This window comes from Rhodoferax sediminis (assembly GCF_006970865.1).
GTDB classification, from domain to species: domain Bacteria; phylum Pseudomonadota; class Gammaproteobacteria; order Burkholderiales; family Burkholderiaceae_C; genus Rhodoferax_A; species Rhodoferax_A sediminis.
This window is the reverse complement of sequence record NZ_CP035503.1, coordinates 796,863-822,454: the sequence shown is the minus strand read 5'-3', so window position 1 is coordinate 822,454 and position 25,592 is coordinate 796,863. Positions and strand designations below refer to the sequence as shown.

The window sequence follows — 25,592 nt, the reverse complement described above, 5'->3', positions numbered from 1 at the left end:
GACAACCGATTGAAAGACTCCCATGGCATCAGGCAAATCGAAAATCATTTACACCCTCACCGACGAAGCGCCGTATCTGGCCACGTGTGCTTTTCTGCCCATTGTTCGAAGCTTCGCGGCGCCGGCCGGCATCGAGGTCGCCGAGAGCGACATCTCGGTGGCGGCGCGGATCCTGGCCGAGTTCCCGGAATTCCTGAGCGACGCGCAGAAGGTCCCCGACAACCTGGCCGAGCTCGGCCGCCTCACGCTGGCGCCGGACACCAACATCATCAAGCTGCCCAACATCAGCGCCTCGGTGCACCAGCTCGTCAGCGCGATCAAGGAATTGCAGTCGCGCGGCTATCCGGTGCCCGACTACCCCGAGGATCCGAAGACGGATGCGGACAAGGCGATTCGCACCCGCTACTCGAAGTGCCTGGGCAGCGCCGTGAACCCGGTCCTGCGCGAGGGCAACTCCGACCGGCGCGCGCCCAACGCCGTGAAGAACTACGTGCGCAAGCACCCGCACAGCATGGGCGAGTGGAGCATGGCCTCGTGCACCCACGTGGCGCACATGAAGCACGGCGACTTCTACCATGGCGAAAAATCCATGACCCTCGACAAGGCGCGCGACGTCAGGATGGAGTTGGTCACCCCTGCTGGCCGGACCATCGTGCTCAAGCCCAGGGTGTCGCTGCTGGACGGTGAAATCATCGACAGCATGTTCATGAGCAAGAAGGCCCTGCTTGAGTTCTACGACGAACAGATGGAAGACGCGCGCAAGACCGGCATGATGTTCTCGCTGCACGTGAAGGCCACCATGATGAAGGTCTCGCACCCCATCGTGTTCGGCCACGCCGTGCGCGTGTTCTACAAGGAAGCCTTCGAAAAGCACGGCAAGCTGTTTGATGAACTGGGCGTGAACGTCAACAACGGCCTCGTCAACCTTTATGACAAGCTCGAAACCCTGCCCAGCAGCAAGCGCGAGGAAGTCATCCGCGACCTACACGCCTGCCACGAGCACCGGCCCGAACTGGCGATGGTGGACTCGGCCAGGGGCATCTCCAACCTGCACGCCCCGAACGACGTGATCGTCGATGCCTCGATGCCGGCCATGATCCGCCTCGGCGGCAAGATGTGGGGTGCCGATGGCCGCCCGAAGGACACCAAGGCGGTGATCCCGGAGAGTACCTTCGCGCGCATCTACCAGGAGATCATCAACTTCTGCAAGACCAACGGCAACTTCGACCCCGTAACCATGGGCACCGTGCCCAATGTGGGCCTGATGGCCCAGCAGGCCGAGGAATACGGCTCGCACGACAAGACCTTCGAAGTGGCCGAGGCCGGCCACGCCAACATCGTCGACATCGCCACCGGCGAAGTGCTGCTGTCGCAGAACGTGCAAGCCGGCGACATCTGGCGCATGTGCCAGGTCAAGGACGCGCCGATTCGCGACTGGGTCAAGCTGGCCGTGAACCGCGCGCGCAACTCGGGCATGCCGGCGCTGTTCTGGCTCGACCCGTACCGCCCGCACGAGGCCGAGCTCATCAAGAAGGTGCAGCGCTACCTGAAGGACCACGACACCAGCGGCCTGGACATCCAGATCATGTCGCAGACCCGCGCCATGCGCTACACGCTGGAGCGCGTGATCCGCGGCCTGGACACCATCTCGGTCACCGGCAACATCCTGCGCGACTACCTGACCGACCTGTTCCCCATCATGGAACTCGGCACCAGCGCGAAGATGCTCTCCATCGTGCCGCTGATGGCCGGCGGCGGCATGTACGAGACCGGTGCAGGCGGCTCCGCACCCAAGCACGTCAAGCAACTGGTCGAGGAAAACCATCTACGCTGGGACTCGCTGGGCGAGTATCTGGCGCTGGCGGTGTCGCTGGAGGACTTGGGGCTCAAGACCGGCAACACCAAGGCGAAGATCCTGGCCAGGACCCTTGATGAGGCCACCGGCAAGCTGCTCGACAACAACCAGTCACCGTCGCCACGCACGGGCGAGCTGGACAACCGGGGTAGCCAGTTCTATCTGGCGCTGTACTGGGCGCAGGCGCTGGCCGCGCAGACCGAAGACACGGCGCTGCAGGCGCATTTCGCCGCGCTGGCCAAGGCGCTCGGCGACAAGGCGCCGCAAATCATCGGTGAGTTCAAGGCCGTGCAGGGCAAGCCCGTGGACATTGGCGGCTACTACCTGCCCGACCTTGAAAAATGTACGGCGGTGATGCGCCCCAGCCCGACCTTCAACGCCGCCCTCGAAGCCGCAAAGGTTTAAGCCGCAGTTCGCAGCGCCGCAGCCGGATTATTTGAGCCGCATCTCGGCAGCGCGCGCATGCGCCTGCAGGCCTTCACCGTAGGCCAATTCGGCGGCTATTTTTCCAAGAATCTGCGCGCCCGCTTCGCTGACCTCGATCAGGCTCGAGCGTTTCTGGAAGTCGTAGACGCCCAGCGGGCTGGAAAAGCGCGCCGTGCCGCTGGTCGGCAGCACGTGGTTCGGGCCGGCGCAGTAGTCGCCCAGCGATTCGCTGGTGTAGGCGCCCAGGAAGATCGCGCCCGCGTGTTTGAGCAGCGGCTCCCAGCGGTGCGGCTCGCGGCTGCTCACTTCCAGGTGCTCGGGCGCGATGCGGTTGCTGAGGGTGCAGGCCTCTTCCATGCTGCGCGTGTGGATCAGCGCACCGCGGCCGGTCAGGCTCTTGGCGATGATTTCCTGGCGCGGCATCTCGGGCAGCAGGCGGTCGATTTCGCGCTGCACGGCGTCGATATAGGCCGCGTCGGGGCACAGCAGAATGCTTTGTGCGAGTTCGTCATGCTCGGCCTGGCTGAACAAATCCATCGCCACCCAGTCGGCGGGTGTGCTGCCGTCGGCGAGCACCAGGATTTCGCTCGGCCCGGCGATCATGTCGATGCCCACCGTGCCGAACGCGCGGCGCTTGGCGGCGGCCACGTAGGCATTGCCGGGGCCGGTGATCTTGTCCACGCCCGCCATGCTTTGCGTGCCGTAGGCCAGCGCCGCCACGGCCTGCGCGCCGCCGATGGTGAAGGCGCGGGTCACGCCGGCCACGAAGGCGGCGGCCAGCACCAGCGGGTTTTTCGCGCCCTGCGGCGTCGGCACCACCATGATGATCTCGCCAACCCCCGCCACATGGGCCGGAATCGCGTTCATCAGCACCGACGACGGGTACGCCGCCTTGCCACCCGGCACGTAGATGCCGACGCGGTCCAGCGGCGTGACCTTCTGGCCCAGGAGCGTGCCGTCCTCGTCGCGGTACGACCAGCTTTCGCCATTGGCCTTCTTCTGCGCCTCGTGGTAGCTGCGCACGCGCGCTGCGGCGGCCTGCAGCGCGTCGCGCTGGGCCGCGGGCAGGGACTCGAACGCCGCTTTCAGTTCGGACTGCGTGAGTTCGAGCGCCTGCATCGACGCCGCGCCCAGGCCATCGAAGCGATTCGTGTACTCGAGCACGGCCGCGTCGCCACGCTCACGCACATCGGCCAGGATGCCGGCCACGCGCTGCTCGATCGCGGCGTCGTCCTGCGCCGACCAGTGCAGCCGCGCCTTGAATTCGGCCTCAAAAGTGCTCGAGGCCGTTGACAGACGGGCGGGAGAAGCTACTAAATTCATAGTAATCCAGAAAATAACCTACTGGGCGACGGCGGTGGCAAACGCGTCAATGATCCGGCGGATCGGCGCCTGCTTGAGCTTGAGCGCCGCTTGGTTCACCACCAGACGAGCGCTGATGTCCATGATGCGCTCGACCTCCACCAGGTGGTTGGCCTTGAGGGTGTTGCCCGTGGAGACCAGGTCGACGATCGCGTCGGCCAGCCCGGTCAGCGGCGCCAGCTCCATGCTGCCGTAGAGCTTGATCAGGTCCACGTGCACGCCCTTGGTGGCGAAGAAATCGCGCGCGATGGCCACGTACTTGGTCGCCACCTTGAGCCGGCTGCCCTGCTGCACGGCGTCCAGGTAGTCGAAGCCCTCGCGCACCGCGACGCTGATGCGGCATTTGGCAATCTGCAGGTCCAGCGGCTGGTACAGGCCCAGGCTGCCATGCTCGAGCAGCGTGTCCTTGCCGGTGATGCCCAGATCTGCGCCGCCGTACTGCACATAGGTCGGCACGTCGGTGGCGCGCACCACCAGCACGCGCACGTCGCTCTGGTTGGTGGCGAGGATCAGCTCGCGCGATTTTTCCGGGTCGCCCCGCACCTCGATGCCGGCCGCGCGCAGCAGCGGCAGGGTCTCGTCGAAGATGCGGCCCTTGGAGAGCGCCAGCGTGATCATTTCACCCTCTCGATATCGGCGCCAATGCCGCGCAGCTTGGTCTCCATCTGGTCGTAGCCGCGATCCAGATGGTAGATGCGGTCGACCTGGGTTTCGCCATCGGCCACCAGGCCGGCGATCACGAGGCTGGCGGACGCGCGCAAATCGGTGGCCATGACGGTCGCGCCCGAGAGTTTTTCGACCCCTTCGACCATCGACACCTTGCCGTCGATCTGGATATTCGCACCCAGGCGAATCAGTTCGTTGACGTGCATGAAGCGGTTCTCGAAAATCGTCTCGGTCGCCAGGCTCGGGCCCTGCGCGATGCAGTTGAGCACCATGAACTGGGCCTGCATGTCGGTCGGAAAGCCCGGATATTCGGTGGTGCGGAAACTCTGGGCCTTGAGGCGGCCTGAACCGGCCCCCGGCGACTGCACGCGGATGCCGCCCTCCATGGCCGTCACGCTGACGCCGGCGTCGCGCAGCTTGTCGATCACCGCATCCAGATGGTCGGCGCGGCCGTGCTGGAGCAGCACGTCGCCGCCGGTGGCCGCGACCGCGCACAGGAAGGTGCCGGCCTCGATGCGGTCCGCCACCACCTGGTGCGTGCAGCCATGAAGTTTTTCAACCCCCCCGATGCGGATGCGGCTGCCGCCCTGGCCGTCGATCTGCGCGCCCATCTTGATCAGCATCCCGGCCAGATCGGCAATCTCGGGCTCCTGCGCGGCGTTCTCCAGAATCGTCTCACCCTCGGCCAGCGTCGCCGCCATCATCAGGTTCTCGGTGCCCGTGACGGTCACCATGTCGGTGGTGATGCGCGCGCCCTGCAGGCGCGTGCGGCCCTGGGGCAGTCTGGCGATCATGTAGCCGTGCTCGACCACGATTTCGGCGCCCATCGCCTGCAAACCCCGGATGTGCTGGTCGACCGGGCGTGAGCCGATGGCACAGCCCCCGGGCAGCGACACCGTGGCTTCGCCAAAACGCGCCAGCAGCGGCCCGAGCGCGAGCACCGAAGCGCGCATGGTCTTGACCAGCTCATACGGCGCTTCGGGCTTGATCGGTGCGGCTGCCTGGAGCGACAGGCCGCCGCGCTCGCCATGCGTCTCGGTGCGCACGCCCATGTTGTCGAGCAGCCGGCGCATGGTCGCCACGTCGTGCAGGCGCGGCACGTTGAGCAGGTTGACGGTCTCGTCGGTCAGCAAGGTGGCGCACATTTCGGGCAGCGCCGCGTTCTTGGCGCCGGAAATCCGCACTTCGCCGTGGAGCTGGCGGCCCCCGCGAATCAGCAATTTGTCCATGAAAGAATCAGTGTGGTTCGACGGCCCACTCGGCCGGCGTGAAGGTTTTCATCGACAAGGCGTGGACCTCGTCGGTGAGCATTTTCGCACCCAGCGCGGCATACACCCGTTGGTGGCGCTGGATGGCACGCCTGCCCTCGAACTCGGCTGACACGATGGTGGCGTACCAGTGGCGGCCGTCGCCTTCGAGCTCGATGTGGTCGCAGGGCAGCGCCGCGGCAATGAGGGATTGGAGTTCTTCGGCAGTCATGTGTTGTGTTCCTTTCAGCCCCGGATTTTGTAGCCTATGCGCAGCAGATGCACGGCCAGCGTGCTGACCACCACCAGCGCCGCGCCCACGATGCCCAGGCTGAGCCACGGCGAGACATCGCTGACGCCGAAAAAGCCGTAGCGAAAGCCATCGATCATGTAGAAGAACGGGTTCAGGTGGCTGACGATCTGCCAGAACGGCGTCAGCGAATGAATCGAGTAAAACACCCCGCTCAAAAACGTCATGGGCACGATCACGAAGTTCTGGAACGCCGCCATCTGGTCGAATTTTTCGGCCCAGAGCCCGGCGATCACACCCAGCGAGCCCAGGATCGCTGCGCCGAGCACGGCGAACGCCACCACCCACAGCGGTGCCACGACGCCCGGGTGGATAAAAAACACCGTCGCGATGAACACGCCGACGCCCACTGCCAGCCCGCGCACCACGGACGAGCCCACATAGGCCACATACCAGCTCCAGTGCGACAGCGGCGTGAGCAGCACGAACACCAGGTTGCCCATGATCTTGCTCTGGATCAGCGACGACGAACTGTTGGCAAACGAGTTTTGCAGCACGCTCATCATGACCAGCCCGGGCACCAAGAACGCCGTATAGCTGACCGTGCCGAACACCTTGACGCGGCCTTCGAGCACATGGCCGAAGATCAGCAGGTACAAAATCGCGGTCAGCACCGGCGCCGCAACGGTCTGGAAACCGACTTTCCAGAACCGCAGCACTTCCTTGTACAGCAGGGTCTGCCAACCGTTCATGCCACTCCCATGCCGGCCGCTTCGCGCACCGTGCTGTCGGCCTCGTCCGGTACCGGACCGTCGGTATTCAGGACCGCCGCTCCCGCGGACTTGCCGGCCATGACGTTCAGGAACACGTCTTCCAGGTCGGCCTTGCGGATTTCGATGTCTTCGGCGTGCAGCCCGGCCTCGCGAATGGCGCCCAGGTATTGCTCGATCTCGAAGGCGTTGTGCGCGGGGAACTGCACGATGCGGCCCGTAATACGCGCCTTGTCGGCCAACGCCTTGGGGAGTTCGCTATCAATTTTGAAGCGAAGCACATTGCTGGAGGCCGACTTGAGCAACTCGGAGGTTGGCGCCAACGCCACCACACGGCCGTTTTGCAGCATCGCAATGCGTCCGCACAGGGCCTCGGCCTCTTCCAGGTAGTGCGTTGTGAGCAGCACGGTGTGCCCCTGCTTGTTGAGTTTGGCGACAAACTGCCACAGGGTCTGGCGCAGCTCCACGTCCACGCCGGCGGTGGGCTCGTCGAGCACGATGACGGGCGGCTTGTGCACCAGCGCCTGCGCCACCAGCACGCGGCGTTTCATGCCACCGGACAGCTGGCGCATATTTGCATCGGCCTTGTCGGCCAGGCCCAGGCTGGCCAGCAGCTCGTCGATCCAGGCGCCGTTGTTCTTGACGCCAAAATAGCCCGACTGGATGCGCAGGGCTTCAACCACGCTGAAAAACGGGTCGAACACCAGTTCCTGCGGCACCACGCCGAGCTTGCGGCGCGCCTGCGCGTAGTCGGCCTGCACATCGCAGCCCTGCACCAGCACCTTGCCGCCGGTAGCGCGCGACAGGCCGGCCAGGATGCTGATGAGGGTGGTCTTGCCGGCGCCATTGGGGCCGAGCAAACCGAAGAATTCACCATCTTCGATGTCAAAGCTGACCTGGTCCAGTGCCTTGAGCTGACCGTGTGCCAGGGAATAGGTTTTGGAGACGGACTGAAAGGAGATGGCGGGCATGGGAGCCGGTGATTTTAAGGCCTGGGCCCGCTGCCTGCTTTTTCCGCCGCCAGCAGCCCCACAGGGGCGGACAGCACACGGCACGCTGCGCAGGAAAGTCAGGGCGTGGCCGGCAGCAACTCACCCACACCATAGAGTGCCGCGAGTTCGCGCAGGCGCGGATGCAGATGCTTCACGCCAAACGTCTTGCCCGATGCGTGCGCCTGGCGCCGACATTCCAGCAGCACGGCCAGCGCCGACGAGTCGAACGAGGTCAATGCGGCGGCATCGGCCACCACGACCGCATCAGGCTGCGAGCGCAGCCCCTGCACCAGCATGTGCAGGCAGGCCGTCGCCTCGCGCTGCATCAGCTCGGAGGGCAATACAAGCATGTTCAGCTTTTCTTGGCGTTCGCCTTGTTGCGCTCGGTCAGCGTGGCAATCAGGCCGTCGATGCCCTTGGCATTGATTTCCTGCGCAAACTGGCTGCGATAGGTTTCAACCAGCCATACGCCCATCACGTTCAGGTTGTAGATTTTCCAGCCAAAGCCCTGGCCCGGCGTTTTCTCCAGCCGGTAATCGAGCTGGATCGGGTCGCCGCTGCCCCTGACCTGGGTGCGCACCACCACGTCGCTGCCGTCGGCGCCGGCGCGCAGCGGCTGCACGACGATGGTCTGGTCGTTGCTGACCTGCGACAGCGCGCCCGAGTAGGTGCGCACCAGCAGGGTCTTGAACTCGTCCTGCAGCTTCTGCTGCTGCTCGGGCGTGGCCTGGCGCCAGCCCGGGCCGACGGCCGAGGCGGTCATGCGCTGGAAGTTCACGTTGGGCATGATCTTGCTGTCGACCAGCGCCACGATCTTGGAAATATCGCCAGCCTGAATGGACTTGTCGGCCTTGATGCTGTTCAGGACGTCGGTGGACAGGCGCTTGACCAGCGCGTCGGGCGCTTCGTCGGCGGCATGCGCCACGAGTGCACCGGTGGCCGCAAAAACCGCCACCAGCGACACCGCAAGTTGGCCCAGAAAACGTCGATTCATGGTTTTTCCTTTTTAAAGGGGGCCCATTGACCCCATATCTTAATAACGTGTTGGGAGGCGCTGGCGCCGACGGGTTTCGTCAACGGCAAGTCACCCCATGAAACGGTCTGCAACGGCATGGTCCGCATGGGTCAGCGCGACAAGCCCGGGAAACTCGGGAAATTCCATTTGAACAAGGGCACATTCTGGTTCTGCTGGGTCGGGTTCTGATCGGTATCCGCGTCCGGCCCGCTGCCGACCCTGCCACCCCGGACCTGCAGGAAAATATCGCGCGTGAAGCTGTATTTGTCGAGCGCAGCCTCATCCAGCAAGGCGCTGGCCCGGAGCAAACTCGCACGCGTCGACACCGTTTGCAACAGATAAAGCTCATTGCGGTCGGTGGCGGGGTTCACGCGCGATATCAGATTGCCCTGCCAGTCGACCGGCAGGGCGGCCGTGTCGCGCACGGTGGACGGCCCGAGCAGCGGCAGCACCAGATACGGCCCGGTCGGCACGCCCCAGCGCGCCAGCGTGCGGCCGAAATCTTCCTTGTGCCGGGGAATGCCCGCTTCGCCGGCAATGTCCAGCAGGCCGCCCAGGCCGAACACGGTGTTGAAGGAAAAGCGCATCGCGCTTTCAGCCGCATCCTGGCCATGCAGTTGCAGCACGCTGTTCACGGCCGACCAGGCGTCGCCCAGGTTGCCGAAAAAATTACTCACGCCGGTACGCGCCACGGCAGGCGTGACCTTGACATAGGCCGTCGCGACCGGTTTCAGGACGGCGTCATCGACCGCATCATTGAATTTGGAAACGCTGCGGTTGAAGGGCTCGAACGGATCGCGCGGATTCGCACTGGGGCCGGTGGCACACCCCGATAACAAGGCGAACACTGCCAACGCCCCTGCCCACGCTGCACGGGCAGCTCTTCTTTTCATAGCGGCCGACGGGTACTCACACGCATTCATTTTTTATTGGCTGCCCCCGGGGAAGAAGGCCCTTCGGCCGCCTTGCTGTACAAAAACTGGCTGATCAGATTTTCCAGCACCACGGCCGACTGGGTACTGGTAATGGTATCGCCGGCGGCCAGCATTTTGGCGTCGGCACCGGCTTCGATGCCGATGTATTGCTCACCCAGCAGGCCGCTGGTGAGGATTTTCAGCGAGCTGTCCTTGGGGAAAGCGTAGCCGCTGTCCATGGACAGCGTGACACGTGCCTGATAAGACTTGTCATCAAACGTAATCGATTCGACGCGGCCGACGACCACACCCGCGCTCTTCACGGCCGCCTTGGGCTTGAGGCCGCCGATATTGTCGAATTTCGCGCTCAGCCGGTAAGTGGACTGAAAATTCAGCGACAGCAGGTTGGCCGATTGCAGCGCCAGAAACAGCAGCGCCGCGGCGCCGATCAAGACGAACAATCCGACCCATAAATCACTTTTGGAGCGTTGCATGGCATCCTTCCCAATCAAATACTGAACATCAGCGCGGTCAGAACGAAGTCCAGACCCAGGACCGCCAAAGACGCCACCACCACCGTACGCGTGGTGGCGCGCGAAACTCCCTCGGGCGTCGGCTGCGCCTCGAACCCCTGCAAGAGCGCAATGAAGGTCACGGTAAAGCCGAACACGATGCTTTTGAGCACGCCATTGCCCACGTCGGCCCAGACATCCACACCGCCCTGCATCTGGCTCCAGAACGAACCTGAATCGACGCCGATCATCAGCACCCCGACAACCCAGCCGCCAATGATGCCGACCGCGCTGAACACCGCCGCCAGCACCGGCATGGCAATCACGCCGCCCCAGAAACGCGGCGCCAGGATGCGGCTGACCGGGTCCACCGCCATCATCTCCATGGCCGAGAGCTGCTCGCCCGCCTTCATCAGGCCGATGCCCGCCGTGAGCGAGGTGCCGGCACGCCCGGCAAACAGCAAGGCGGTGATGACCGGCCCGAGCTCGCGCACCAGGCCAAGCGCGACCAGCAGGCCCAGCGCGTCCGACGAGCCGTAGCGCTGCAGCGTGTAGTAGCCCTGCAGCGCGAGCACGAAGCCGACGAACAGGCCCGACACGGTGATGATGGCCAGCGAGTAGTTGCCCAGAAAATGGATCTGGTCGCGAATCAGCCCGAAGCGCCGAAAGCTCGGTCCGGCCAGGGACAGCAGGCGCACAAACAGGCGCGCGGCGCGGCCGATGTCGGCGAGCTTGCTGCGCACCGCGAACCCCACATCGGACGGCTTGTACCAGCTCATCGCCGTGCTCCCTGCGAGGCGCCGCCGGGGCCGTCGCCAAAATCCTGCGCGATGGACGGGCCGGGATAATGGAAATGCACGGGGCCGTCGGGCAGCGCATTCACGAACTGGTGCACCAGCGGGTCCTGGCTGCGGCGCACCTCGTCGGGCGTGCCCTGCGCGGCGATCTTGCCGTTGGCCAGGATGATGACCTGATCGGCGATGCGAAAGGTCTCGTCCAGATCGTGCGACACCACAATGCTAGTGAGCCCCATGGTGTCGTTGAGCTGGCGGATCAGGCGCGCTGCCGTGCCGAGCGAAATCGGGTCGAGCCCCGAGAACGGCTCGTCGTACATCACCAGTTCGGGGTCGAGCGCAATCGCGCGGGCCAGCGCCACGCGGCGCGCCATGCCGCCGGACACCTCTGCGGGCATCAGGTCGCGCGCGCCGCGCAGGCCCACCGCATTGAGTTTCATCAGCACGATGTCGCGGATCAGGACCTCGGGCAGGTCGGTGTGCTCGCGCAGCGGGAAGGCGACGTTGTCGAACACGTTCGAATCGGTGAACAGCGCGCCAAACTGGAACAGCATGCCCATGCGCCGGCGCGCGGCGTACAGCGCCGCCCGGTCCATCTTGCCGACGTCCTGACCATTGAGCAGCAACTCGCCGCGCTGTGCCCGGTACTGGCCGCCGATCAGGCGCAGCACCGTGGTCTTGCCGCCGCCCGAGGCGCCCATCAGCGCCGTGACCTTGCCGCGCGCAATGGTCAGCGAGATGTCGTCCAGAATCACGCGCTCGCCATAACCAAAGGTCAGGCCGCGGATGTCGATGAGGGATTCAGGGTTGGGTGCAGTCATAAAACACAAAAGCCGGATTCACCCCGGCTTTTGCATGATAAGGGATAACACCCATAAGCGAATTTCAGCGTGGCAGCTCGCTAAACCCCATCAGAAATTCATCCACGGCGCGCGCGGCCTGCCGGCCCTCGCGAATCGCCCACACGACCAGGCTCTGGCCGCGGCGCATGTCGCCTGCCGCAAACACGCCGGGGACGTTGGTGGCGTAGCCGCCGACCGCTTCCGTGCCGGCCCTGGCATTGCCCCTGGCGTCTTTTTCCACGCCGAAGCCCTCCAGGATGCTGCCCACCGGCGCGGTGAACCCCATGGCCAGCAGCACCAGATCGGCCCTCAAGGTCTGCTCGGAGCCGGGCACTTCCAGCATCTTGCCGTCCTTCCATTCGACGCGCACCGTGGTCAGCCCCGTGACCTTGCCCTTGTCCCCGACCAAGGCCTTGGTGGAGATGGCGAATTCGCGCTCGCAGCCCTCCTGGTGCGAGGAGGAGGTGCGCAGCTTGATCGGCCAGTAGGGCCAGGTCATGGGCCGGTTTTCCTCGATCGGCGGCTGCGGCAGCAGTTCGAACTGCGTCACGCTCGCGGCCCCGTGGCGGTTGCTGGTGCCGACGCAGTCGGAACCGGTGTCGCCGCCGCCGATCACGATGACGTGCTTGCCGGCAGCGGAAATCTGGCCCTTGACCTTGTCCCCCGCGTTGACCTTGTTTTGCTGCGGCAGGAATTCCATCGCGAAATGAATGCCATCGAGGTCGCGCCCCGGCACCGGCAGGTCGCGCGACTGCTCGGCACCGCCCGTCAACATCACCGCATCAAAGTCCTTTTGCAACTGCTCGGGCGTGATGGTTGCCGTGGCCCAGTTGATGACCTTCGAGTCTTTCGGCAACTGCCCGATCATCACGCCGGTGCGAAACGTGACGCCTTCCTTTTGCATCTGCCCGATGCGCCGGTCGATGTGCTTTTTCTCCATCTTGAAGTCGGGAATGCCGTAGCGCAGCAGGCCGCCGATGCGGTCGTTCTTCTCGAACAGTGTCACGTCGTGGCCGGCACGCGCGAGTTGCTGCGCCGCCGCCAGGCCCGCCGGGCCGGAGCCGACCACCGCCACTTTTTTGCCGGTCTTGTGCACGGCCACGCGCGGCACGACCCAGCCCTCGGCCCAGGCGCGGTCGATGATGGCGTGCTCGATCGACTTGATGCCCACCGCGTCGTCATTGATGTTGAGCACACAGGCCGCCTCGCACGGCGCCGGGCAGATGCGGCCCGTGAACTCGGGAAAGTTGTTGGTCGAATCGAGCACCGCGAACGCGTTCTTCCAGTCGCCCCGGTACACCAGGTCGTTGAAGTCGGGAATGATGTTGTTGACGGGGCAGCCGCTGCTGCAAAACGGCGTGCCGCAATCCATGCAGCGCGCGGCCTGGATCCTTGAATGTGCGTCATCGAGTCCGATGACGAACTCCTTGTAGTTCTTGACGCGCTCGGCAACGGGCTTGTAGCCCTCCTCGATGCGCCCGAATTCCATAAAGCCGGTGATTTTTCCCATGATTCCTGTCCTGTCGATTCTTATTTGGCTGCGATTGCTTCTTTTTTAATAGCTGACTGTGAAGGTTTGGTATGGGTTTCAACCGATTTTGATGCATCAAGCCGAGCCTGCGCGGCGCGTGCCGCGATTTCCGACAGCGCACGCTTGTATTCGTTCGGGAACACCTTGACGAATTTCGTGCGCGCGTGCGCCCAGTCGTCCAGCAGTTCGCGTGCGCGCTTGCTGCCGGTCCAGCGGTTGTGGTCCTCCAGCAATGCCTTCAGCTGCACCTCATCAAGCTGCCCCCGGTGCCACAGCGCCGCGTCCACGCCGGCCTGCTGCTCGGCCGCGGTCAGCACCTTGTCCAGCGACACCATGGCCGGGTTGCAGCGTTTGGCGAACTGGCCGTCTTCGTCATACACATAGGCCACGCCGCCGCTCATGCCGGCGGCAAAGTTGCGCCCGGTCTTGCCCAGCACCGCCACGGTGCCGCCGGTCATGTATTCGCAGCCGTGGTCGCCCGTGCCTTCCACCACCGTGGTGGCGCCCGACAGGCGCACTGCAAAGCGCTCCCCGGCCACGCCGCTGAAGAAGGCCTCGCCCGTGGTCGCGCCATACATCACGGTGTTGCCGACGATGGTGTTTTGCGTGGCCGCGCCGCGGAAATCGATGCTCGGGCGCACCACGATGCGCCCGCCCGACAGGCCCTTGCCGGTGTAGTCGTTGGCATCGCCAATCAGGTACAGCGTGATGCCCCGGGCCAGGAACGCGCCGAACGACTGCCCGCCCGTGCCCTCCAGCTGGATGCGGATGGTGTCGTCGGGCAGGCCTTCGGGGCGCACCTTGGTCAGCGCGCCCGAGAGCATGGCGCCAAGCGAGCGGTTCACGTTGCGCGCCACCTCGATGAACTTGACCTTCTCGCCGCGCTCGATGGCGGCCTTCGACTTCTCGATCAGCAGGTTGTCGAGCGACTTCTCCAGCCCGTGGTCCTGCGCCTCAACGTGGTGGCGCGGCACGTCGGCCGGCACTTCGGGCTGGGCAAACAGGCGGTGGAAATCGAGGCCGGCGGCCTTCCAGTGTTCGATCCCCTTCTTGGTGTCGAGCAGGTCGACGCGGCCGATCAGGTCGTCGAACTTGCGGATGCCGAGCTGCGCCATGATCTGGCGCACTTCCTCGGCAATGAAGAAGAAGTAGTTGACCACGTGCTCGGGCTTGCCCGTGAACTTCTTGCGCAAGGTCGGGTCCTGCGTGGCCACTCCCACCGGGCAGGTGTTGAGGTGGCACTTGCGCATCATGATGCAGCCCTCGACCACCAGCGGCGCGGTGGCGAAGCCGAACTCGTCGGCGCCGAGCAGCGCGCCAATGGCGACGTCGCGGCCGGTCTTCATCTGGCCATCGGCCTGCACGCGGATGCGCCCGCGCAGGCGGTTCAGCACCAGCGTCTGCTGGGTTTCGGCCAGACCGATTTCCCACGGGCTGCCCGCGTGCTTGATGGACGACCAGGGCGAGGCACCGGTGCCGCCATCATGGCCGGCGATCACCACGTGGTCGCTCTTGCACTTGGCCACGCCGGCCGCCACGGTGCCGACCCCTACCTCGGACACCAGCTTGACGCTGACGCTGGCATGCGGCGCCACGTTCTTCAGGTCGTGAATCAGCTGCGCGAGGTCTTCGATCGAATAGATGTCGTGGTGCGGCGGCGGGGAGATCAGGCCGACGCCGGGCACGCTGTGGCGCAGCCGGCCGATGTACTCGGACACCTTGCCGCCGGGCAACTGGCCACCCTCGCCGGGCTTGGCGCCCTGCGCCATCTTGATCTGGATCTGGTCGGCCGAGGACAGATACTCCGCCGTCACGCCGAAGCGGCCCGAGGCGATCTGCTTGATGCGCGAGCGCAGCGAGTCGCCGGCGTTCAGCGTGTATTCGGCCTCGGTCACGTCGGTGCCCACGATATCGCCCAGCGTCTGGCCCTGCTGGATCGGGATGCCCTTGAGCTCCTGGCGGTAGCGCGCCGGATCTTCGCCGCCCTCGCCGGTGTTGCTCTTGCCGCCGATGCGGTTCATCGCGACGGCCAGCGTGGCGTGGGCCTCGGTCGAAATCGAGCCGAGCGACATGGCGCCGGTGGCGAAGCGCTTGACGATTTCCTTCGCGGGCTCGACCTCTTCCACGGGAATGGCGCGAGTGGGATCGATCCGGAACTCGAACAGGCCGCGCAGCGTCATGTGGCGGCGCGACTGGTCGTTCACCAGTTGCGCATACTCCTTGTAGGTGGTCCAGTTGTTGGCACGCGTGCTGTGCTGCAGCTTGGCAATCACGTCGGGCGTCCACATGTGCTCCTCGCCGCGCGTGCGCCAGGCGTACTCGCCACCAGCGTCCAGCATGTTGGCGAGCACCGGGTCGTCGCTGAAGGCGGCCTTGTGCATGCGGATGGCCTCCTGCGCGATCTCGAACACACCGATGCCCTCGACGCGACTGGAGGTGCCGGTGAAGTACTTGTCGATCACGTCGCTGTTCAGGCCGATGGCCTCGAACAGCTGCGCGCCGCAGTAGCTCATGTAGGTGGACACGCCCATCTTGGACATGATCTTGGACAGGCCCTTGCCGATCGCCTTGACGTAGTTGTAGACCGCCTTGTCGGCGCTCAGTTCGCCCGGCAGGCCTTGCGCCATGCTGGCCAGCGTTTCCATCGCCAGGTAGGGATGCACGGCTTCCGCGCCGTAGCCCGCCAGCACGGCAAAGTGATGCACCTCGCGCGCCGAACCGGTCTCCACCACCAGGCCGGCGGTGGTGCGCAGGCCGGTCTTGACCAGGTGCTGGTGAATGGCCGAGAGCGCCAGCAGCGCCGGAATGGCGATCTGCGTGCTGCTTACGGCGCGGTCGCTGATGATCAGGATGTTCTTGCCGCCCTTGATCGCGTCCACGCTCTCCGCGCACAGCGAGGCCAGCTTGGCCTCCACGCCCTCATGACCCCAGGCCAGCGGGTAGGTGACATCGAGCGTGTAGCTCTTGAACTTGCCCTGCGTGTGCGCGTCGATGTCACGCAGCTTTTGCATGTCGGCGCTGTTCAGCACCGGCTGGGCGACTTCCAGCCGCATCGGCGGATTCACCTGGTTGATGTCCAGCAGGTTCGGCTTGGGGCCGATGAAGGACACCAGCGACATCACGATGGCTTCGCGGATCGGGTCGATCGGCGGGTTCGTCACCTGCGCAAACAGCTGCTTGAAGTAGTTGTACAGCACCTTGTTCTTGCCCGAGAGGACGGCCAGCGGGCTGTCGTTGCCCATCGAGCCGGTGCCCTCCTCGCCGTTCACGGCCATCGGCGACATCAGGAACTTGATGTCTTCCTGCGTGTAGCCAAACGCCTGCTGGCGATCGAGCAGCGCAGGCGACTCCATCAGGCCCGAGCTGGACGACATGGTGGTGCTGTCCTCGTCCGAACCCATGCGCGTGCCATCGGTCGGCTCGGTCAGGATCGAGTTGTCCTGCACGTCGTCGAGCCGGATGCGCAGGTTCTCGATCCACTGCTTGTAGGGCTTGCTGTTGGCCAGCGTGGCCTTGATCTCCTCGTCGTCGATCATGCGGCCCTGCTCGAGGTCGATCAGGAACATCTTGCCGGGCTGCAGCCGCCATTTGCGCACGATCCTGTTCTCGGGCACCGGCAGCACGCCTGACTCGGACGCCATGATCACCAGGTCGTCATCGGTCACGCAGTAGCGCGCGGGGCGCAGGCCGTTGCGGTCCAGCGTGGCGCCGATCTGGCGGCCGTCGGTGAACACGATGGAAGCCGGCCCGTCCCACGGCTCCAGCATGGCGGCGTGGTACTCGTAGAAGGCGCGGCGGCGCTCGTCCATGGTGGTGTGCTGCTCCCACGGCTCGGGGATCATCATCATCACGGCCTGGCTGATCGGATAGCCGGCCATGGTCAGCAGCTCCAGGCAGTTGTCGAAGGTGGCGGTGTCCGACTGGCCCGGGAAGGTGATGGGGTACAGCTTTTGCAGGTCGGCGCCGAGCACCGGCGAGCTCATCACGCCCTCGCGCGCCTTCATCCAGTTGTAGTTGCCCTTGACGGTGTTGATCTCGCCGTTGTGCGCCACGTAGCGGTACGGGTGCGCCAGCGGCCACTCGGGGAAGGTGTTGGTGGAAAAGCGCTGGTGCACCAGGCCCAGGGCCGAAACGCAGCGCGGGTCCTGCAGATCCAGATAGTAGGTACCGACTTGACCCGCCAGCAACAGGCCCTTGTAGATGACCGTGCGGCTGGACATGCTGGGCACGTAATACTCTTTGCTGTGCTTGAGCTTGAGGTTCTGGATGTGCGCGCTGGCCGTCTTGCGAATCACGTAGAGCTTGCGCTCGAGCGCGTCCTGCACGATCACGTCGTTGCCGCGGCCGATGAACACCTGACGCAGCACCGGCTCCTTGGCGCGCACGGTCGGCGACATCGGCATCTCGCGGTTCACCGGCACGTCGCGCCAGCCCAGCAGCACCTGGCCCTCGGCCTTGATCGCGCGCTCCATCTCCTGCACGCAGGCCAGCCGGGAGGCGTTCTCCTTGGGCAGGAAGATCATGCCCACGCCGTATTCGCCGGGCGGCGGCAGCACCACGCCCTGCCGGGCCATCTCTTCGCGGTACAGCGCATCGGGCAGCTGGATCAGGATGCCCGCGCCGTCGCCCATCAGCTTGTCGGCACCGACGGCGCCGCGGTGATCGAGGTTTTCCAGGATCTGGAGCGCACTCTTGACAATCTCGTGCGACTTGTGACCCTTGATGTGCGCCACGAAGCCGACGCCGCACGAGTCGTGCTCGTGGCTGGATGAATACAAACCGTGTTGTTGGAGATGCTCAATCTCGGCAGCCGTTGTCATGGCGCGCTCCTTCAGTGTTTCGCAAAGAAACCGAGTTTAGTGCAGCGCAGCAATAATTCCAAGAAAAATAATTGGGGTCAGATTCCAATTAACTACCTAACGACCAATTCAATCAATAAATAGGGACAAATCAAAATTAATAGCAATATATGCTGATGAAATAATGGCCAGGTGCATTTCTCAGGGAGAATCCGGCTTGCTCACCGGCCGCCCGGCCTGCGCCTTGCTCACGCGCCGCCGAGTGCGCCTTTGCAGATCAGCCACGAAGTCGGGCTCGCCCAGTGCCCAGCCGCGCAAGGCCGACTCCGTCAACGCAGCCTGCTGCTTCGCATCGACACCCGCGCGCACCAGCTCGGCATACGCCGCCTCGCGCGCGAATGGCGTGTTGCCCAGCGCCCAGTACAGCGGATGCGGCGTGATCAGCCGGTCGGCACGCAACCCCACGTTGTGGGCGTGACTGGACCAGGGATAATCGCGCGCCTCGGCCACCAGCCCCGCGCGCACCGGATTGAGGTCGATATACACCATGCACGCCAGCAGGTAGCGCTCGGTCTGGATCAGGGTGGATCGGTAGCGCCCCTCCCACAGTGTGCCGCTGCGCCCTTGCGCATCGTTGAAATAACGCACATAACGCCGCCCCACGGCCTGCATCATCTGCGGCAGTGCGTCGGCCGACTCGGGCGTGGCCAGCAGATGGAAGTGATTCGTCATCAGCACGTACGAATGCAGCGCGACGCCGAACTTGCGCGCGTTGTCCTGCAGCAGGTCCAGCAGCATCTGGTAGTCGCCTGCAGACGCAAAAATGGCCTGGCGGTTGTTGCCGCGCTGGATCACATGATGCGGGTAGCCGGGAATGGTGAGACGGGGAAGGCGGGCCATGACGATGATGATGGGATGCGATCCGCGCCATCATAATTGGAATCTGACCCCCATTAAAAAACGCTACCATGGCGGCCACCAGATGGGGGAGATTTTCATGCGCCGTATTGCCCGATTTTTTGCCGCGCTGCTCGCCAGTGTCCTGCTTTGCAGTGTCGCGCTGGCGCAAGACAAGGTGGTCTACCACATCGACGACGCCCAGGCGCAAGCCACCAGGGCGCTACGCAATATCCGCAACCACCTCGACGTCGCCCCTGACACGAAGATCGTCGTTGTGACGCATGCCGAGGGCGTCGATTTCCTGATGGAGGGTGCGCGCGACAAAAAGAATCCGAACATCGACTACGCCGCGCTGGTCAGCGCACTGCGGGCCCGGGGCGTGACTTTCGAGGTCTGCGAGATCACGCTCAAGAACCGCGGCCTCAAGAAGGACCAGTTCATCCTGGATGCGGATTTCACGCCCTCCGGCGTGGTGCTGATCGGCCAGCTGCAGTACCGTGAGCATTACGCCTACATCAAGCCTTGAGCGGCCTTGAGCCCGGGCGTTCGGCAAGCGGGGCAGACTCAGGCGAGCTTGTCGAAGCGCACGATCTCGGGCGGCGCTGCCAGCAGCGAGCCGACCTTTGCCAAGGCGGCGCCGATATGCGGGGTCGTCATGTGCGCATCGGCCGCGGCCGCATCGCGCCATTCCTCGACGGTCTGGAACTGGGCCGGGTCGTCGCCACGCTGATACAGCGCGTAAGACACGCAACCCGCCTCCTTGCGCGAATGGCCAACGAGCTCCACGAGGGCGTCGCGCACCGCCGCGGCCGCCTGCGGTTGGGCCGTGATTTTGGCGAGAATGTGGATCATGCGGGTGTCTCCTGCGGGGATGAATGGTGCGGCCCAGTGTAGACAGGCTGCCCTCGGCTGGCAAGCTGCACCGTGACGCCAGGCGCTATAAATTAAATAGCTGACTGTGCCCGTGAATCAAGGGTTTAGCGGCATTATGACCCCGCTGTTGCGGCCTCCGATCCGGTGGACGACTGTTTGAACCGGGTCTCCAGCAAGGCCGTCAGACCAAACTCTTCCAGCACCGCGCGCAGCCGCTCGGCGGCGCTGCGCTTTTTCTGGCCGGTGTAGCGCGCGATGATGAGCTCGTTCTTCAGGCTGTGCTCCCAGCCCACCAGCTCGGTCACCGTGACCTGGTAGCCGCTGGCCTCCAGGTACAGGCAGCGCAGCACATTGGTGATCTGGCTGCCGAGTTCGCGCGTGTGCAGCGGGTGGCGCCAGAGTTCGGCCAGCGGCGTGCGCGCCAGCGCGAGCGCCTTGTTCTGGCGCAGGCAGCTCGCCACTTCGGCCTGGCAGCACGGCACCAGCACCATGAACTGCGCGTGCTTTTGCAGGCCGAAGGCGATCGCGTCGTCGGTCGCGGTGTCGCAGGCATGCAGCGCCGTGACCACGTCGATCCGCTCCGGCAGCTCGGCGGACTCGGCCGACTCGGCAACGCTGAGGTTCAGGAAATGCATGCGCCCGAAGCCCAGCCGTGCGGCCAGTTCTCGCGACTTTTGCACCAGCTCGGGCCGGGTCTCGATGCCGTAGATTTGCCCTAGCGCGAGCGTCTTGAAAAACAGGTCGTAGAGGATGAAGCCCAGGTACGATTTGCCGGCGCCGTGGTCGGCCAGCGTGATGCCCGCGTCCGACGCAGGCAGCTCCAGCAGCAGCTTCTCGATGAACTGGTACAGGTGGTAGACCTGCTTGAGCTTGCGCCGCGAGTCCTGGTTGAGTTTGCCCTCGCGCGTGAGGATGTGCAGCTCCTTGAGCAGTTCGAGCGACTGGCCAGGGCGGATTTCGGGCGCAATGGCGGACATAGCACCAGCGGGCGCAATTTTGGGAGGCTTCATGGCTTGATCTTGCCACGCGTGGGCCCGACGTCCAGCGCGTCCCAGCCCGCGTGGCCCAGTTTTTCGAGCGTTTGCATATTGGCCTCGTAAATCTGCCCGGCCTCGGGAAACGCGGCCACGGCGCGGTCCACGCTGTCTTCGCGCAGCAGGTGCAGCGTGGGGTATGGCGCACGGTTCGTGAAGTTGGTGATGTCGTCCACGTCGGTGCCGGCAAACCGGTACTGCGGGTGAAAACTGGCGATCTGGACGATGCCATCGAGTTCGAGCCGGAGCAGGGCCGCGTCCGCCTCGGCCAGAAAATCGTTGAAGTCGGCAAACTGCTGCAAGGCATGCGGCGCTATCAAAAGCGTAGTATCCCGCGCTTGTGGGTCCTGGGCTACAAGGTCTTTTAGCTCAAATTCCAGATCGACCAGCAACGCCTGTGGGTCGCGCGCCGCGCTCACTACGTAATGAACCTGCCCCTTCACATGCACCGCCTTGGCAAACGGGCACAGGTTCAGGCCAATCACGGCGCGCTCCAGCCAGCGGCGCATGCCCTGCTGCACGGTGGCGTGAAAGGTGGGCAAGTCCTGTGGCGTCATTGGTTTGTGATCGTCCATGTCAACGCTCCGGTTGCAGGAAGGAGGGTTCCAGGGATTGGACCAGCCGCCCGATCTGCCGCGCCAGCGCCAGGCCCAGCAGCGAACAGGCGCCCGTGACGGCCCAGGTCCATTGCCAGCCGCCGACGCGGCTGGCGACCAAGGCGACCAGTGGCGGCCCGACAAACTGGCCGAAGGACGACCACTGCTGCATCCAGCCGACCGTGGTGGAGACGGTGCGTTCGCTCGGCGCGAGCTTGACCGCGAGCGAGAACAGCGTGCCCGGAATCACGCCGCCGATCATCGAGAACAGCAGCACCGCCGCGTAGCGCAACAGCGGTGGCAGGCCGCTGCCGTGCAGCTCCGCAAAGGCAGCCACCGTGCCCAGCCCCATGGTGACGAAGCCGGCATACAGCAGCACGCGTGGGCGCACGCCGCGCTGCAACAGCCGGCCCGAGGCAATATTGCCCACCATGTTGATCGCCGCCGCCAGCGCCGTGAGCGCGCCGGTGGCGGCGCCCGAGAACCCGGCCTGCGCGTAGATGGAGGGTAAAAATCCGATCACGGCCAGCCACTGCCCCGAATACACGGCAAAACTGAGCGCCACCAGCCAGGGGCCGCGCGCCGTGAGCGTCTGGCGCAGGCGCTGTGGCCAGCCATGTTGTTGCCCCGCATGGGCAGCAGAACCGTGTCCGGCGGGTGCGCGGCGATGCCGGTCCGCCGGCACGGCCCACGCCAGCCACAGCGTCATGGCAAACGACGTGCCCGCCAGCAGCCACCACCAGGCCTGCCAGCTCGTCGCGCCAATGAACACCGGCCCGAGCAGCAGCGCCACGGCGGCGCCGAACGGCATGTAGGTGCCCCACAGGCCCAGCATGACGGGCAGGCGCCGCGGCGCCACCAGCAGGCGGATCAGGCTGGGCGCGGGCACGGTCGCGAGCAGAAAGCCAAAGCCCTCGATGGCGCGCAGCCCCAGCAAGGCGGAGGCGTCGTGCGCCCAGCCGCCCAGCGCACCGGCCGCCGACAGCACCAGCAGCCCGGCCACCATGCTGCGCTTGAGCCCCAGGCCGTCGGCCGCGAGCCCCACCGCCAGCCCCAAAGTCATGCCGGCCAGTTGCACCAGCGAGAGCAAGAAACCCGCCTGCACCAGCGTGACGCCGAGCGCATCGCGCAGCACCGGAATGGCGGGCGGCAGCTTGCCCACGTGCAGCGCCGCGCTCACCCCCGCCAGAATGACGATGAGCGCCGGGTCGATGCCCTTCCGTTGGCTCATTCGGAAACCTCCGCGCGACGCGCTGCGGTATTCGCCTTGGGAGCGGCCCGGCGGCTCATGCAAACAGCTTGCGGCCGGTCAACCGCTCATGCTCGTGCGCGGCAAAGCGGTCGGTCATGCCGGCGATGTAATCCGACACCGAGCGGAACGGGTCCCGCCGTGCCGCAAAGTCGGCCTGCATTTGCGCGGGATCCGCGCAGTACGCGGCAAACAGCTCGCGCACCACTTCCTGCGCCTTCGCGGTGGTCTCGACCACCTGCGGATGCCGGTAAAGGTTTTGAAACAGAAAACGCTTGAGCGCGGCCGAGCTCTGCCGCATGACGTCGCCAAAACGTACCAGCGGCGCATCCAGCCGCACCTCGTCCACGCTGTGCGGGTGCGCCACCTGCAGCGCCGCGCGCGCGGCATCGATCACGTCGTAGACCTGCGCGCTCAGCATGCGCCGGATGGCCTCGTACAGCAGGCGCCGGCCCTGCAGCTGCGGGTATTCGCGCAGCGTTTGCACACGGTAGCCGTCGAACAGCGCAACCTCCTGCAACTGCTCGAGCGTGATCAAGCCCGAGCGCACGCCGTCGTCGATGTCGTGCGCGTTGTAGGCGATCTCGTCGGCCAGGTTGCACAGCTGCGCCTCCAGGCTGGGCTGGGTGTGTTCCAGGAAGCGCCGCGCGACGCCGCCCGGCTCTTGCGCCTCGAGCCGCTGCGCATTCGCGCGCGAACAATGCTTGAGGATGCCCTCGCGCGTCTCGAACGTCAGGTTGAGTCCGTCGAAGGCCGGGTAGCGCTCCTCGAGTTGATCGACCACGCGCAGGCTTTGCAGGTTGTGCTCAAAGCCGCCGTGATCCACCATGCAGTCGTTCAGCGCGTCCTGCCCGGCGTGGCCGAACGGCGTGTGGCCGAGGTCGTGCGCCAGCGCGATCGCCTCGACCAGGTCTTCATCGAGGCCGAGCGAGCGCGCAATCGAGCGCCCCAGCTGCGCCACTTCGAGCGAATGCGTGAGCCGCGTGCGGAACAGGTCGCCCTCGTGGTTCAGGAACACCTGCGTCTTGTAAACCAGCCGGCGAAACGCCGTGGAGTGCACGATGCGGTCGCGGTCGCGCTGGTATTCGGTGCGCGTGGGCGCGGCCGCCTCCGCGTGGCGGCGCCCGCGCGAGCGGGCCGGATCGCAGGCATATGGCGGCCGCTCAAATTTTTGAGTCAAATCAGCCTCTAGCCCTTTCCACATCTTCGCAGACAGCTCCATTTTTAATAGCGAACGCGGGCCGGCATCATCAGGCGCAGCAGGCGTCCACCACGGCGCGCACCAGCGCGTCGGGCGCGCTGCGCAGCGCGGCGCTGCCGGGCGCGGCAATCACCACGAACCTGATCTCGCCGGCCTCGGCCTTTTTGTCCACGCGCATCAACTCCAGATAGCGGCCCGCGTTGTCGGTGCTCGCCAGTTTCGGCCCCTGCACGGGCAAACCGGCGCTGCGAATCAGCGCGGTCAGCCGCTGCACGAACGCCTCGTCCACCAGACCGAGCCGCTGCGACAGCGTCGCCGCCATCACCATGCCGCAGCCAACGCCCTCGCCGTGCAGCCACGCGCCGTAGCCCAGGCCCGCCTCGATGGCGTGGCCAAACGTGTGGCCAAAATTGAGCATGGCGCGCAGGCCCACATCGCGCTCGTCTTGAGCGACCACGCGCGCCTTGATCTCGCAACTGCGCTTGACGGCATGCGCCAGCTTTGCGGGTTCGCGCGCCAGCAGCGCCGGCAGGTTCGCCTCGATCCAGCCGAAAAAAGCCATGTCGGCAATCGGCCCATACTTGATGATCTCGGCCAGTCCGGCGCTGAGCTCACGCGCCGGCAACGTCTGCAGCGTGTCGAGGTCGCACACGACGAGCTGCGGCTGGTAGAACGCGCCGATCATGTTCTTGCCTAGCGGGTGGTTGATGGCGGTTTTGCCGCCGACCGATGAGTCGACCTGCGCCAGGAGCGTGGTCGGCACCTGCACAAAGGGCACGCCGCGCATGTAGCTGGCTGCGGCAAAGCCCGTCATGTCGCCCACCACGCCGCCGCCCAGCGCGAACAGCACGGTCTTGCGGTCGCTGCCGTGCTGCAGCAGCGCGTCGAAAATCAGGTTCAACGTGGCCCAGGTCTTGAATTCCTCGCCGTCGGGCAGCACCACGGTGTGGATCACGCCATAGCGGCCCGCCAGGGCGGCTTGCAAACGCTGTGCATACAGGGGTGCAACGGTGGTGTTGGTCACGATCAGGGCAGTAGCAGCGCGCGGCAGCGCCGACCAGGTGGCGGGGTTGTCCAGCAGGGCGGTGCCAATCGCAATCGGGTAGCTGCGCTCGCCCAGGCGGATTTGCACCTGCGCAAGGGGCGCGGCGGCGGTAACGGTGGTGGCTTGCATAGACCCCGAGTTTAGCGACCGGTGCGATCGCCCCGGCGTGGCGAATTGCAGCGACCGCTAGTGTGGCGGAACGATGCCGGCCAGTTCCAGCTGCATCACGATCATGTTGACCAGCGTGACCACCGAGGGGCGCCCGGTTTCGATCACGAAGTGCGACGCTTCGCGGTACAAAGGGTCGCGCACCGCATACAGCTCGCGCAGGCGGCTCAAGGGGTCGTCCACCTGCAGCAGCGGCCGGTTCACATCGCGGCGCAGGCGGCGAAACACCTCCTCGGGCGCCGAGTGCAGGTACACCACGTGGCTGCGCGTGCGCAGCCGCTCGCGGTTGGCGGCGCGCAGCACCGCGCCGCCGCCGGTGGACAGCACGCCGGCGTGGGTCTGCGTCAGCTCGTCGAGCACCGCCTCTTCCACGTCGCGGAAGCTCTCTTCGCCCTCGCGCTCGAAATACGCACGGATCGAGCAGCCCAAGCGGCGCTCGATCACCGGATCAGAGTCGATAAAGGGAAGCTGAAGCCGCCGGGCGAGTTGCCGCCCGACGGTGGATTTGCCGGAGCCGGGAAGGCCGACAAGCGCTACGCCCTGCACGGCAT

24 protein-coding genes are annotated in these 25,592 nt (G+C 65.3%); 2 read left to right on the top strand and 22 right to left on the bottom strand.

Going from position 1 to position 25,592, the window contains the following annotated elements; all coding sequences use genetic code 11:
- Positions 1 to 22: 22 nt before the first annotated feature.
- The gene (locus EUB48_RS03930) at positions 23 to 2,260 is read left to right on the top strand and encodes an NADP-dependent isocitrate dehydrogenase (RefSeq protein ID WP_142817709.1); all 2,238 of its coding nucleotides are present in this window, start codon (positions 23 to 25) and stop codon (positions 2,258 to 2,260) included.
- 27 nt (positions 2,261 to 2,287) lie between these two features.
- Here the strand turns inward: EUB48_RS03930 and hisD are convergent, their stop codons facing one another.
- The 15 genes from hisD to EUB48_RS03855 form a co-directional block, all read right to left on the bottom strand.
- The gene (hisD, locus tag EUB48_RS03925) at positions 2,288 to 3,604 is read right to left on the bottom strand and encodes a histidinol dehydrogenase (RefSeq protein WP_142817708.1); all 1,317 of its coding nucleotides are present in this window, start codon (positions 3,602 to 3,604) and stop codon (positions 2,288 to 2,290) included.
- A gap of 18 nt (positions 3,605 to 3,622) precedes the next feature.
- Positions 3,623 to 4,261 (bottom strand): ATP phosphoribosyltransferase, encoded by a 639-nt coding sequence (hisG, locus tag EUB48_RS03920; protein WP_142817707.1) that lies wholly within the window; start codon positions 4,259 to 4,261, stop codon positions 3,623 to 3,625.
- A complete protein-coding gene (gene murA / locus EUB48_RS03915; RefSeq protein ID WP_142817706.1) occupies positions 4,258 to 5,538 on the bottom strand; it encodes a UDP-N-acetylglucosamine 1-carboxyvinyltransferase in 1,281 nt (426 codons plus the stop codon). The genes hisG and murA overlap by 4 nt, the downstream gene beginning before the upstream one ends.
- Positions 5,539 to 5,545: 7 nt before the next feature.
- Entirely contained in the window at positions 5,546 to 5,788 is a 243-nt protein-coding gene (locus tag EUB48_RS03910; RefSeq protein WP_077563152.1) for a BolA family protein, read from the bottom strand.
- Between the two features lie 14 nt (positions 5,789 to 5,802).
- Positions 5,803 to 6,558 carry an ABC transporter permease gene (locus tag EUB48_RS03905; protein ID WP_142817705.1) on the bottom strand — a complete coding sequence of 252 codons (756 nt, stop codon included), beginning with the start codon at positions 6,556 to 6,558 and terminating at the stop codon, positions 5,803 to 5,805.
- Positions 6,555 to 7,547, bottom strand: coding sequence for an ABC transporter ATP-binding protein (locus EUB48_RS03900; protein WP_142817704.1), 993 nt, complete (start codon positions 7,545 to 7,547; stop codon positions 6,555 to 6,557). The genes EUB48_RS03905 and EUB48_RS03900 overlap by 4 nt, the downstream gene beginning before the upstream one ends.
- A gap of 98 nt (positions 7,548 to 7,645) precedes the next feature.
- Positions 7,646 to 7,918, bottom strand: a complete 273-nt coding sequence (locus EUB48_RS03895) for an STAS domain-containing protein (RefSeq protein WP_077563158.1) — start codon at positions 7,916 to 7,918, stop codon at positions 7,646 to 7,648.
- 2 nt (positions 7,919 to 7,920) lie between these two features.
- Complete coding sequence (locus tag EUB48_RS03890) at positions 7,921 to 8,562, bottom strand: MlaC/ttg2D family ABC transporter substrate-binding protein (RefSeq protein WP_142817703.1); 642 nt, start codon at positions 8,560 to 8,562, stop codon at positions 7,921 to 7,923.
- 131 nt (positions 8,563 to 8,693) lie between these two features.
- Positions 8,694 to 9,476 carry an MlaA family lipoprotein gene (locus EUB48_RS03885; protein ID WP_142817702.1) on the bottom strand — a complete coding sequence of 261 codons (783 nt, stop codon included), beginning with the start codon at positions 9,474 to 9,476 and terminating at the stop codon, positions 8,694 to 8,696.
- Between the two features lie 26 nt (positions 9,477 to 9,502).
- The gene (mlaD, locus tag EUB48_RS03880) at positions 9,503 to 9,991 is read right to left on the bottom strand and encodes an outer membrane lipid asymmetry maintenance protein MlaD (protein WP_142817701.1); all 489 of its coding nucleotides are present in this window, start codon (positions 9,989 to 9,991) and stop codon (positions 9,503 to 9,505) included.
- Positions 9,992 to 10,005: 14 nt separating this feature from the next.
- Positions 10,006 to 10,788, bottom strand: coding sequence for a lipid asymmetry maintenance ABC transporter permease subunit MlaE (gene mlaE, locus EUB48_RS03875; RefSeq protein ID WP_142817700.1), 783 nt, complete (start codon positions 10,786 to 10,788; stop codon positions 10,006 to 10,008).
- On the bottom strand, positions 10,785 to 11,624 hold the full coding sequence (locus tag EUB48_RS03870; protein ID WP_142817699.1) for an ABC transporter ATP-binding protein: 840 nt from the start codon (positions 11,622 to 11,624) through the stop codon (positions 10,785 to 10,787). Before EUB48_RS03870 ends, mlaE begins: the two co-directional genes overlap by 4 nt.
- A gap of 64 nt (positions 11,625 to 11,688) precedes the next feature.
- Positions 11,689 to 13,155, bottom strand: coding sequence for a glutamate synthase subunit beta (locus EUB48_RS03865; RefSeq protein ID WP_142817698.1), 1,467 nt, complete (start codon positions 13,153 to 13,155; stop codon positions 11,689 to 11,691).
- A 20-nt stretch (positions 13,156 to 13,175) separates the two neighbouring features.
- Complete coding sequence (locus tag EUB48_RS03860; protein WP_142817697.1) at positions 13,176 to 17,996, bottom strand: glutamate synthase-related protein; 4,821 nt, start codon at positions 17,994 to 17,996, stop codon at positions 13,176 to 13,178.
- A 180-nt stretch (positions 17,997 to 18,176) separates the two neighbouring features.
- Positions 18,177 to 18,875 (bottom strand): REP-associated tyrosine transposase, encoded by a 699-nt coding sequence (locus EUB48_RS03855; RefSeq protein WP_142817696.1) that lies wholly within the window; start codon positions 18,873 to 18,875, stop codon positions 18,177 to 18,179.
- 97 nt (positions 18,876 to 18,972) lie between these two features.
- Between EUB48_RS03855 and EUB48_RS03850 the strand changes: the two genes are divergently transcribed.
- On the top strand, positions 18,973 to 19,401 hold the full coding sequence (locus tag EUB48_RS03850) for a DsrE family protein (RefSeq protein ID WP_142817695.1): 429 nt from the start codon (positions 18,973 to 18,975) through the stop codon (positions 19,399 to 19,401).
- A gap of 38 nt (positions 19,402 to 19,439) precedes the next feature.
- Here EUB48_RS03850 and EUB48_RS03845 read toward each other — a convergent pair whose 3' ends face one another.
- From EUB48_RS03845 to EUB48_RS03815, 7 genes are all read right to left on the bottom strand, one after another.
- Positions 19,440 to 19,727 (bottom strand): putative quinol monooxygenase, encoded by a 288-nt coding sequence (locus EUB48_RS03845; protein WP_142817694.1) that lies wholly within the window; start codon positions 19,725 to 19,727, stop codon positions 19,440 to 19,442.
- A 134-nt stretch (positions 19,728 to 19,861) separates the two neighbouring features.
- Positions 19,862 to 20,758 (bottom strand): class I SAM-dependent methyltransferase, encoded by an 897-nt coding sequence (locus tag EUB48_RS03840; protein WP_142817693.1) that lies wholly within the window; start codon positions 20,756 to 20,758, stop codon positions 19,862 to 19,864.
- The gene (locus tag EUB48_RS03835; protein WP_142821079.1) at positions 20,755 to 21,339 is read right to left on the bottom strand and encodes a DUF1415 domain-containing protein; all 585 of its coding nucleotides are present in this window, start codon (positions 21,337 to 21,339) and stop codon (positions 20,755 to 20,757) included. Before EUB48_RS03835 ends, EUB48_RS03840 begins: the two co-directional genes overlap by 4 nt.
- A gap of 19 nt (positions 21,340 to 21,358) precedes the next feature.
- Entirely contained in the window at positions 21,359 to 22,609 is a 1,251-nt protein-coding gene (locus tag EUB48_RS03830; protein WP_142817692.1) for an MFS transporter, read from the bottom strand.
- A gap of 55 nt (positions 22,610 to 22,664) precedes the next feature.
- Positions 22,665 to 23,807, bottom strand: coding sequence for a deoxyguanosinetriphosphate triphosphohydrolase (locus EUB48_RS03825; RefSeq protein WP_420821430.1), 1,143 nt, complete (start codon positions 23,805 to 23,807; stop codon positions 22,665 to 22,667).
- A gap of 70 nt (positions 23,808 to 23,877) precedes the next feature.
- The gene (gene aroB / locus EUB48_RS03820) at positions 23,878 to 25,002 is read right to left on the bottom strand and encodes a 3-dehydroquinate synthase (protein ID WP_142817691.1); all 1,125 of its coding nucleotides are present in this window, start codon (positions 25,000 to 25,002) and stop codon (positions 23,878 to 23,880) included.
- Positions 25,003 to 25,059: 57 nt separating this feature from the next.
- A complete protein-coding gene (locus EUB48_RS03815; protein WP_142817690.1) occupies positions 25,060 to 25,587 on the bottom strand; it encodes a shikimate kinase in 528 nt (175 codons plus the stop codon).
- Positions 25,588 to 25,592: the final 5 nt, after the last annotated feature.

Coding starts and splice junctions, on each gene's coding strand:
- aroB (WP_142817691.1), bottom strand. CDS start 25,002: ATGCAAGCCACCACCGTTACCGCCGCCGCGCCCCTTGCGCAGGTGCAA.
- EUB48_RS03885 (WP_142817702.1), bottom strand. CDS start 9,476: ATGAAAAGAAGAGCTGCCCGTGCAGCGTGGGCAGGGGCGTTGGCAGTG.
- murA (WP_142817706.1), bottom strand. CDS start 5,538: ATGGACAAATTGCTGATTCGCGGGGGCCGCCAGCTCCACGGCGAAGTG.
- EUB48_RS03845 (WP_142817694.1), bottom strand. CDS start 19,727: ATGATCCACATTCTCGCCAAAATCACGGCCCAACCGCAGGCGGCCGCG.
- EUB48_RS03865 (WP_142817698.1), bottom strand. CDS start 13,155: ATGGGAAAAATCACCGGCTTTATGGAATTCGGGCGCATCGAGGAGGGC.
- hisG (WP_142817707.1), bottom strand. CDS start 4,261: ATGATCACGCTGGCGCTCTCCAAGGGCCGCATCTTCGACGAGACCCTG.
- EUB48_RS03895 (WP_077563158.1), bottom strand. CDS start 7,918: ATGCTTGTATTGCCCTCCGAGCTGATGCAGCGCGAGGCGACGGCCTGC.
- EUB48_RS03890 (WP_142817703.1), bottom strand. CDS start 8,562: ATGAATCGACGTTTTCTGGGCCAACTTGCGGTGTCGCTGGTGGCGGTT.
- EUB48_RS03930 (WP_142817709.1), top strand. CDS start 23: ATGGCATCAGGCAAATCGAAAATCATTTACACCCTCACCGACGAAGCG.
- EUB48_RS03870 (WP_142817699.1), bottom strand. CDS start 11,624: ATGACTGCACCCAACCCTGAATCCCTCATCGACATCCGCGGCCTGACC.
- EUB48_RS03860 (WP_142817697.1), bottom strand. CDS start 17,996: ATGACAACGGCTGCCGAGATTGAGCATCTCCAACAACACGGTTTGTAT.
- mlaE (WP_142817700.1), bottom strand. CDS start 10,788: ATGAGCTGGTACAAGCCGTCCGATGTGGGGTTCGCGGTGCGCAGCAAG.
- EUB48_RS03850 (WP_142817695.1), top strand. CDS start 18,973: ATGCGCCGTATTGCCCGATTTTTTGCCGCGCTGCTCGCCAGTGTCCTG.
- EUB48_RS03900 (WP_142817704.1), bottom strand. CDS start 7,547: ATGCCCGCCATCTCCTTTCAGTCCGTCTCCAAAACCTATTCCCTGGCA.
- EUB48_RS03905 (WP_142817705.1), bottom strand. CDS start 6,558: ATGAACGGTTGGCAGACCCTGCTGTACAAGGAAGTGCTGCGGTTCTGG.
- EUB48_RS03910 (WP_077563152.1), bottom strand. CDS start 5,788: ATGACTGCCGAAGAACTCCAATCCCTCATTGCCGCGGCGCTGCCCTGC.
- EUB48_RS03830 (WP_142817692.1), bottom strand. CDS start 22,609: ATGAGCCAACGGAAGGGCATCGACCCGGCGCTCATCGTCATTCTGGCG.
- mlaD (WP_142817701.1), bottom strand. CDS start 9,991: ATGCAACGCTCCAAAAGTGATTTATGGGTCGGATTGTTCGTCTTGATC.
- EUB48_RS03855 (WP_142817696.1), bottom strand. CDS start 18,875: ATGGCCCGCCTTCCCCGTCTCACCATTCCCGGCTACCCGCATCATGTG.
- EUB48_RS03840 (WP_142817693.1), bottom strand. CDS start 20,758: ATGAAGCCTCCCAAAATTGCGCCCGCTGGTGCTATGTCCGCCATTGCG.
- EUB48_RS03835 (WP_142821079.1), bottom strand. CDS start 21,339: ATGACGCCACAGGACTTGCCCACCTTTCACGCCACCGTGCAGCAGGGC.
- hisD (WP_142817708.1), bottom strand. CDS start 3,604: ATGAATTTAGTAGCTTCTCCCGCCCGTCTGTCAACGGCCTCGAGCACT.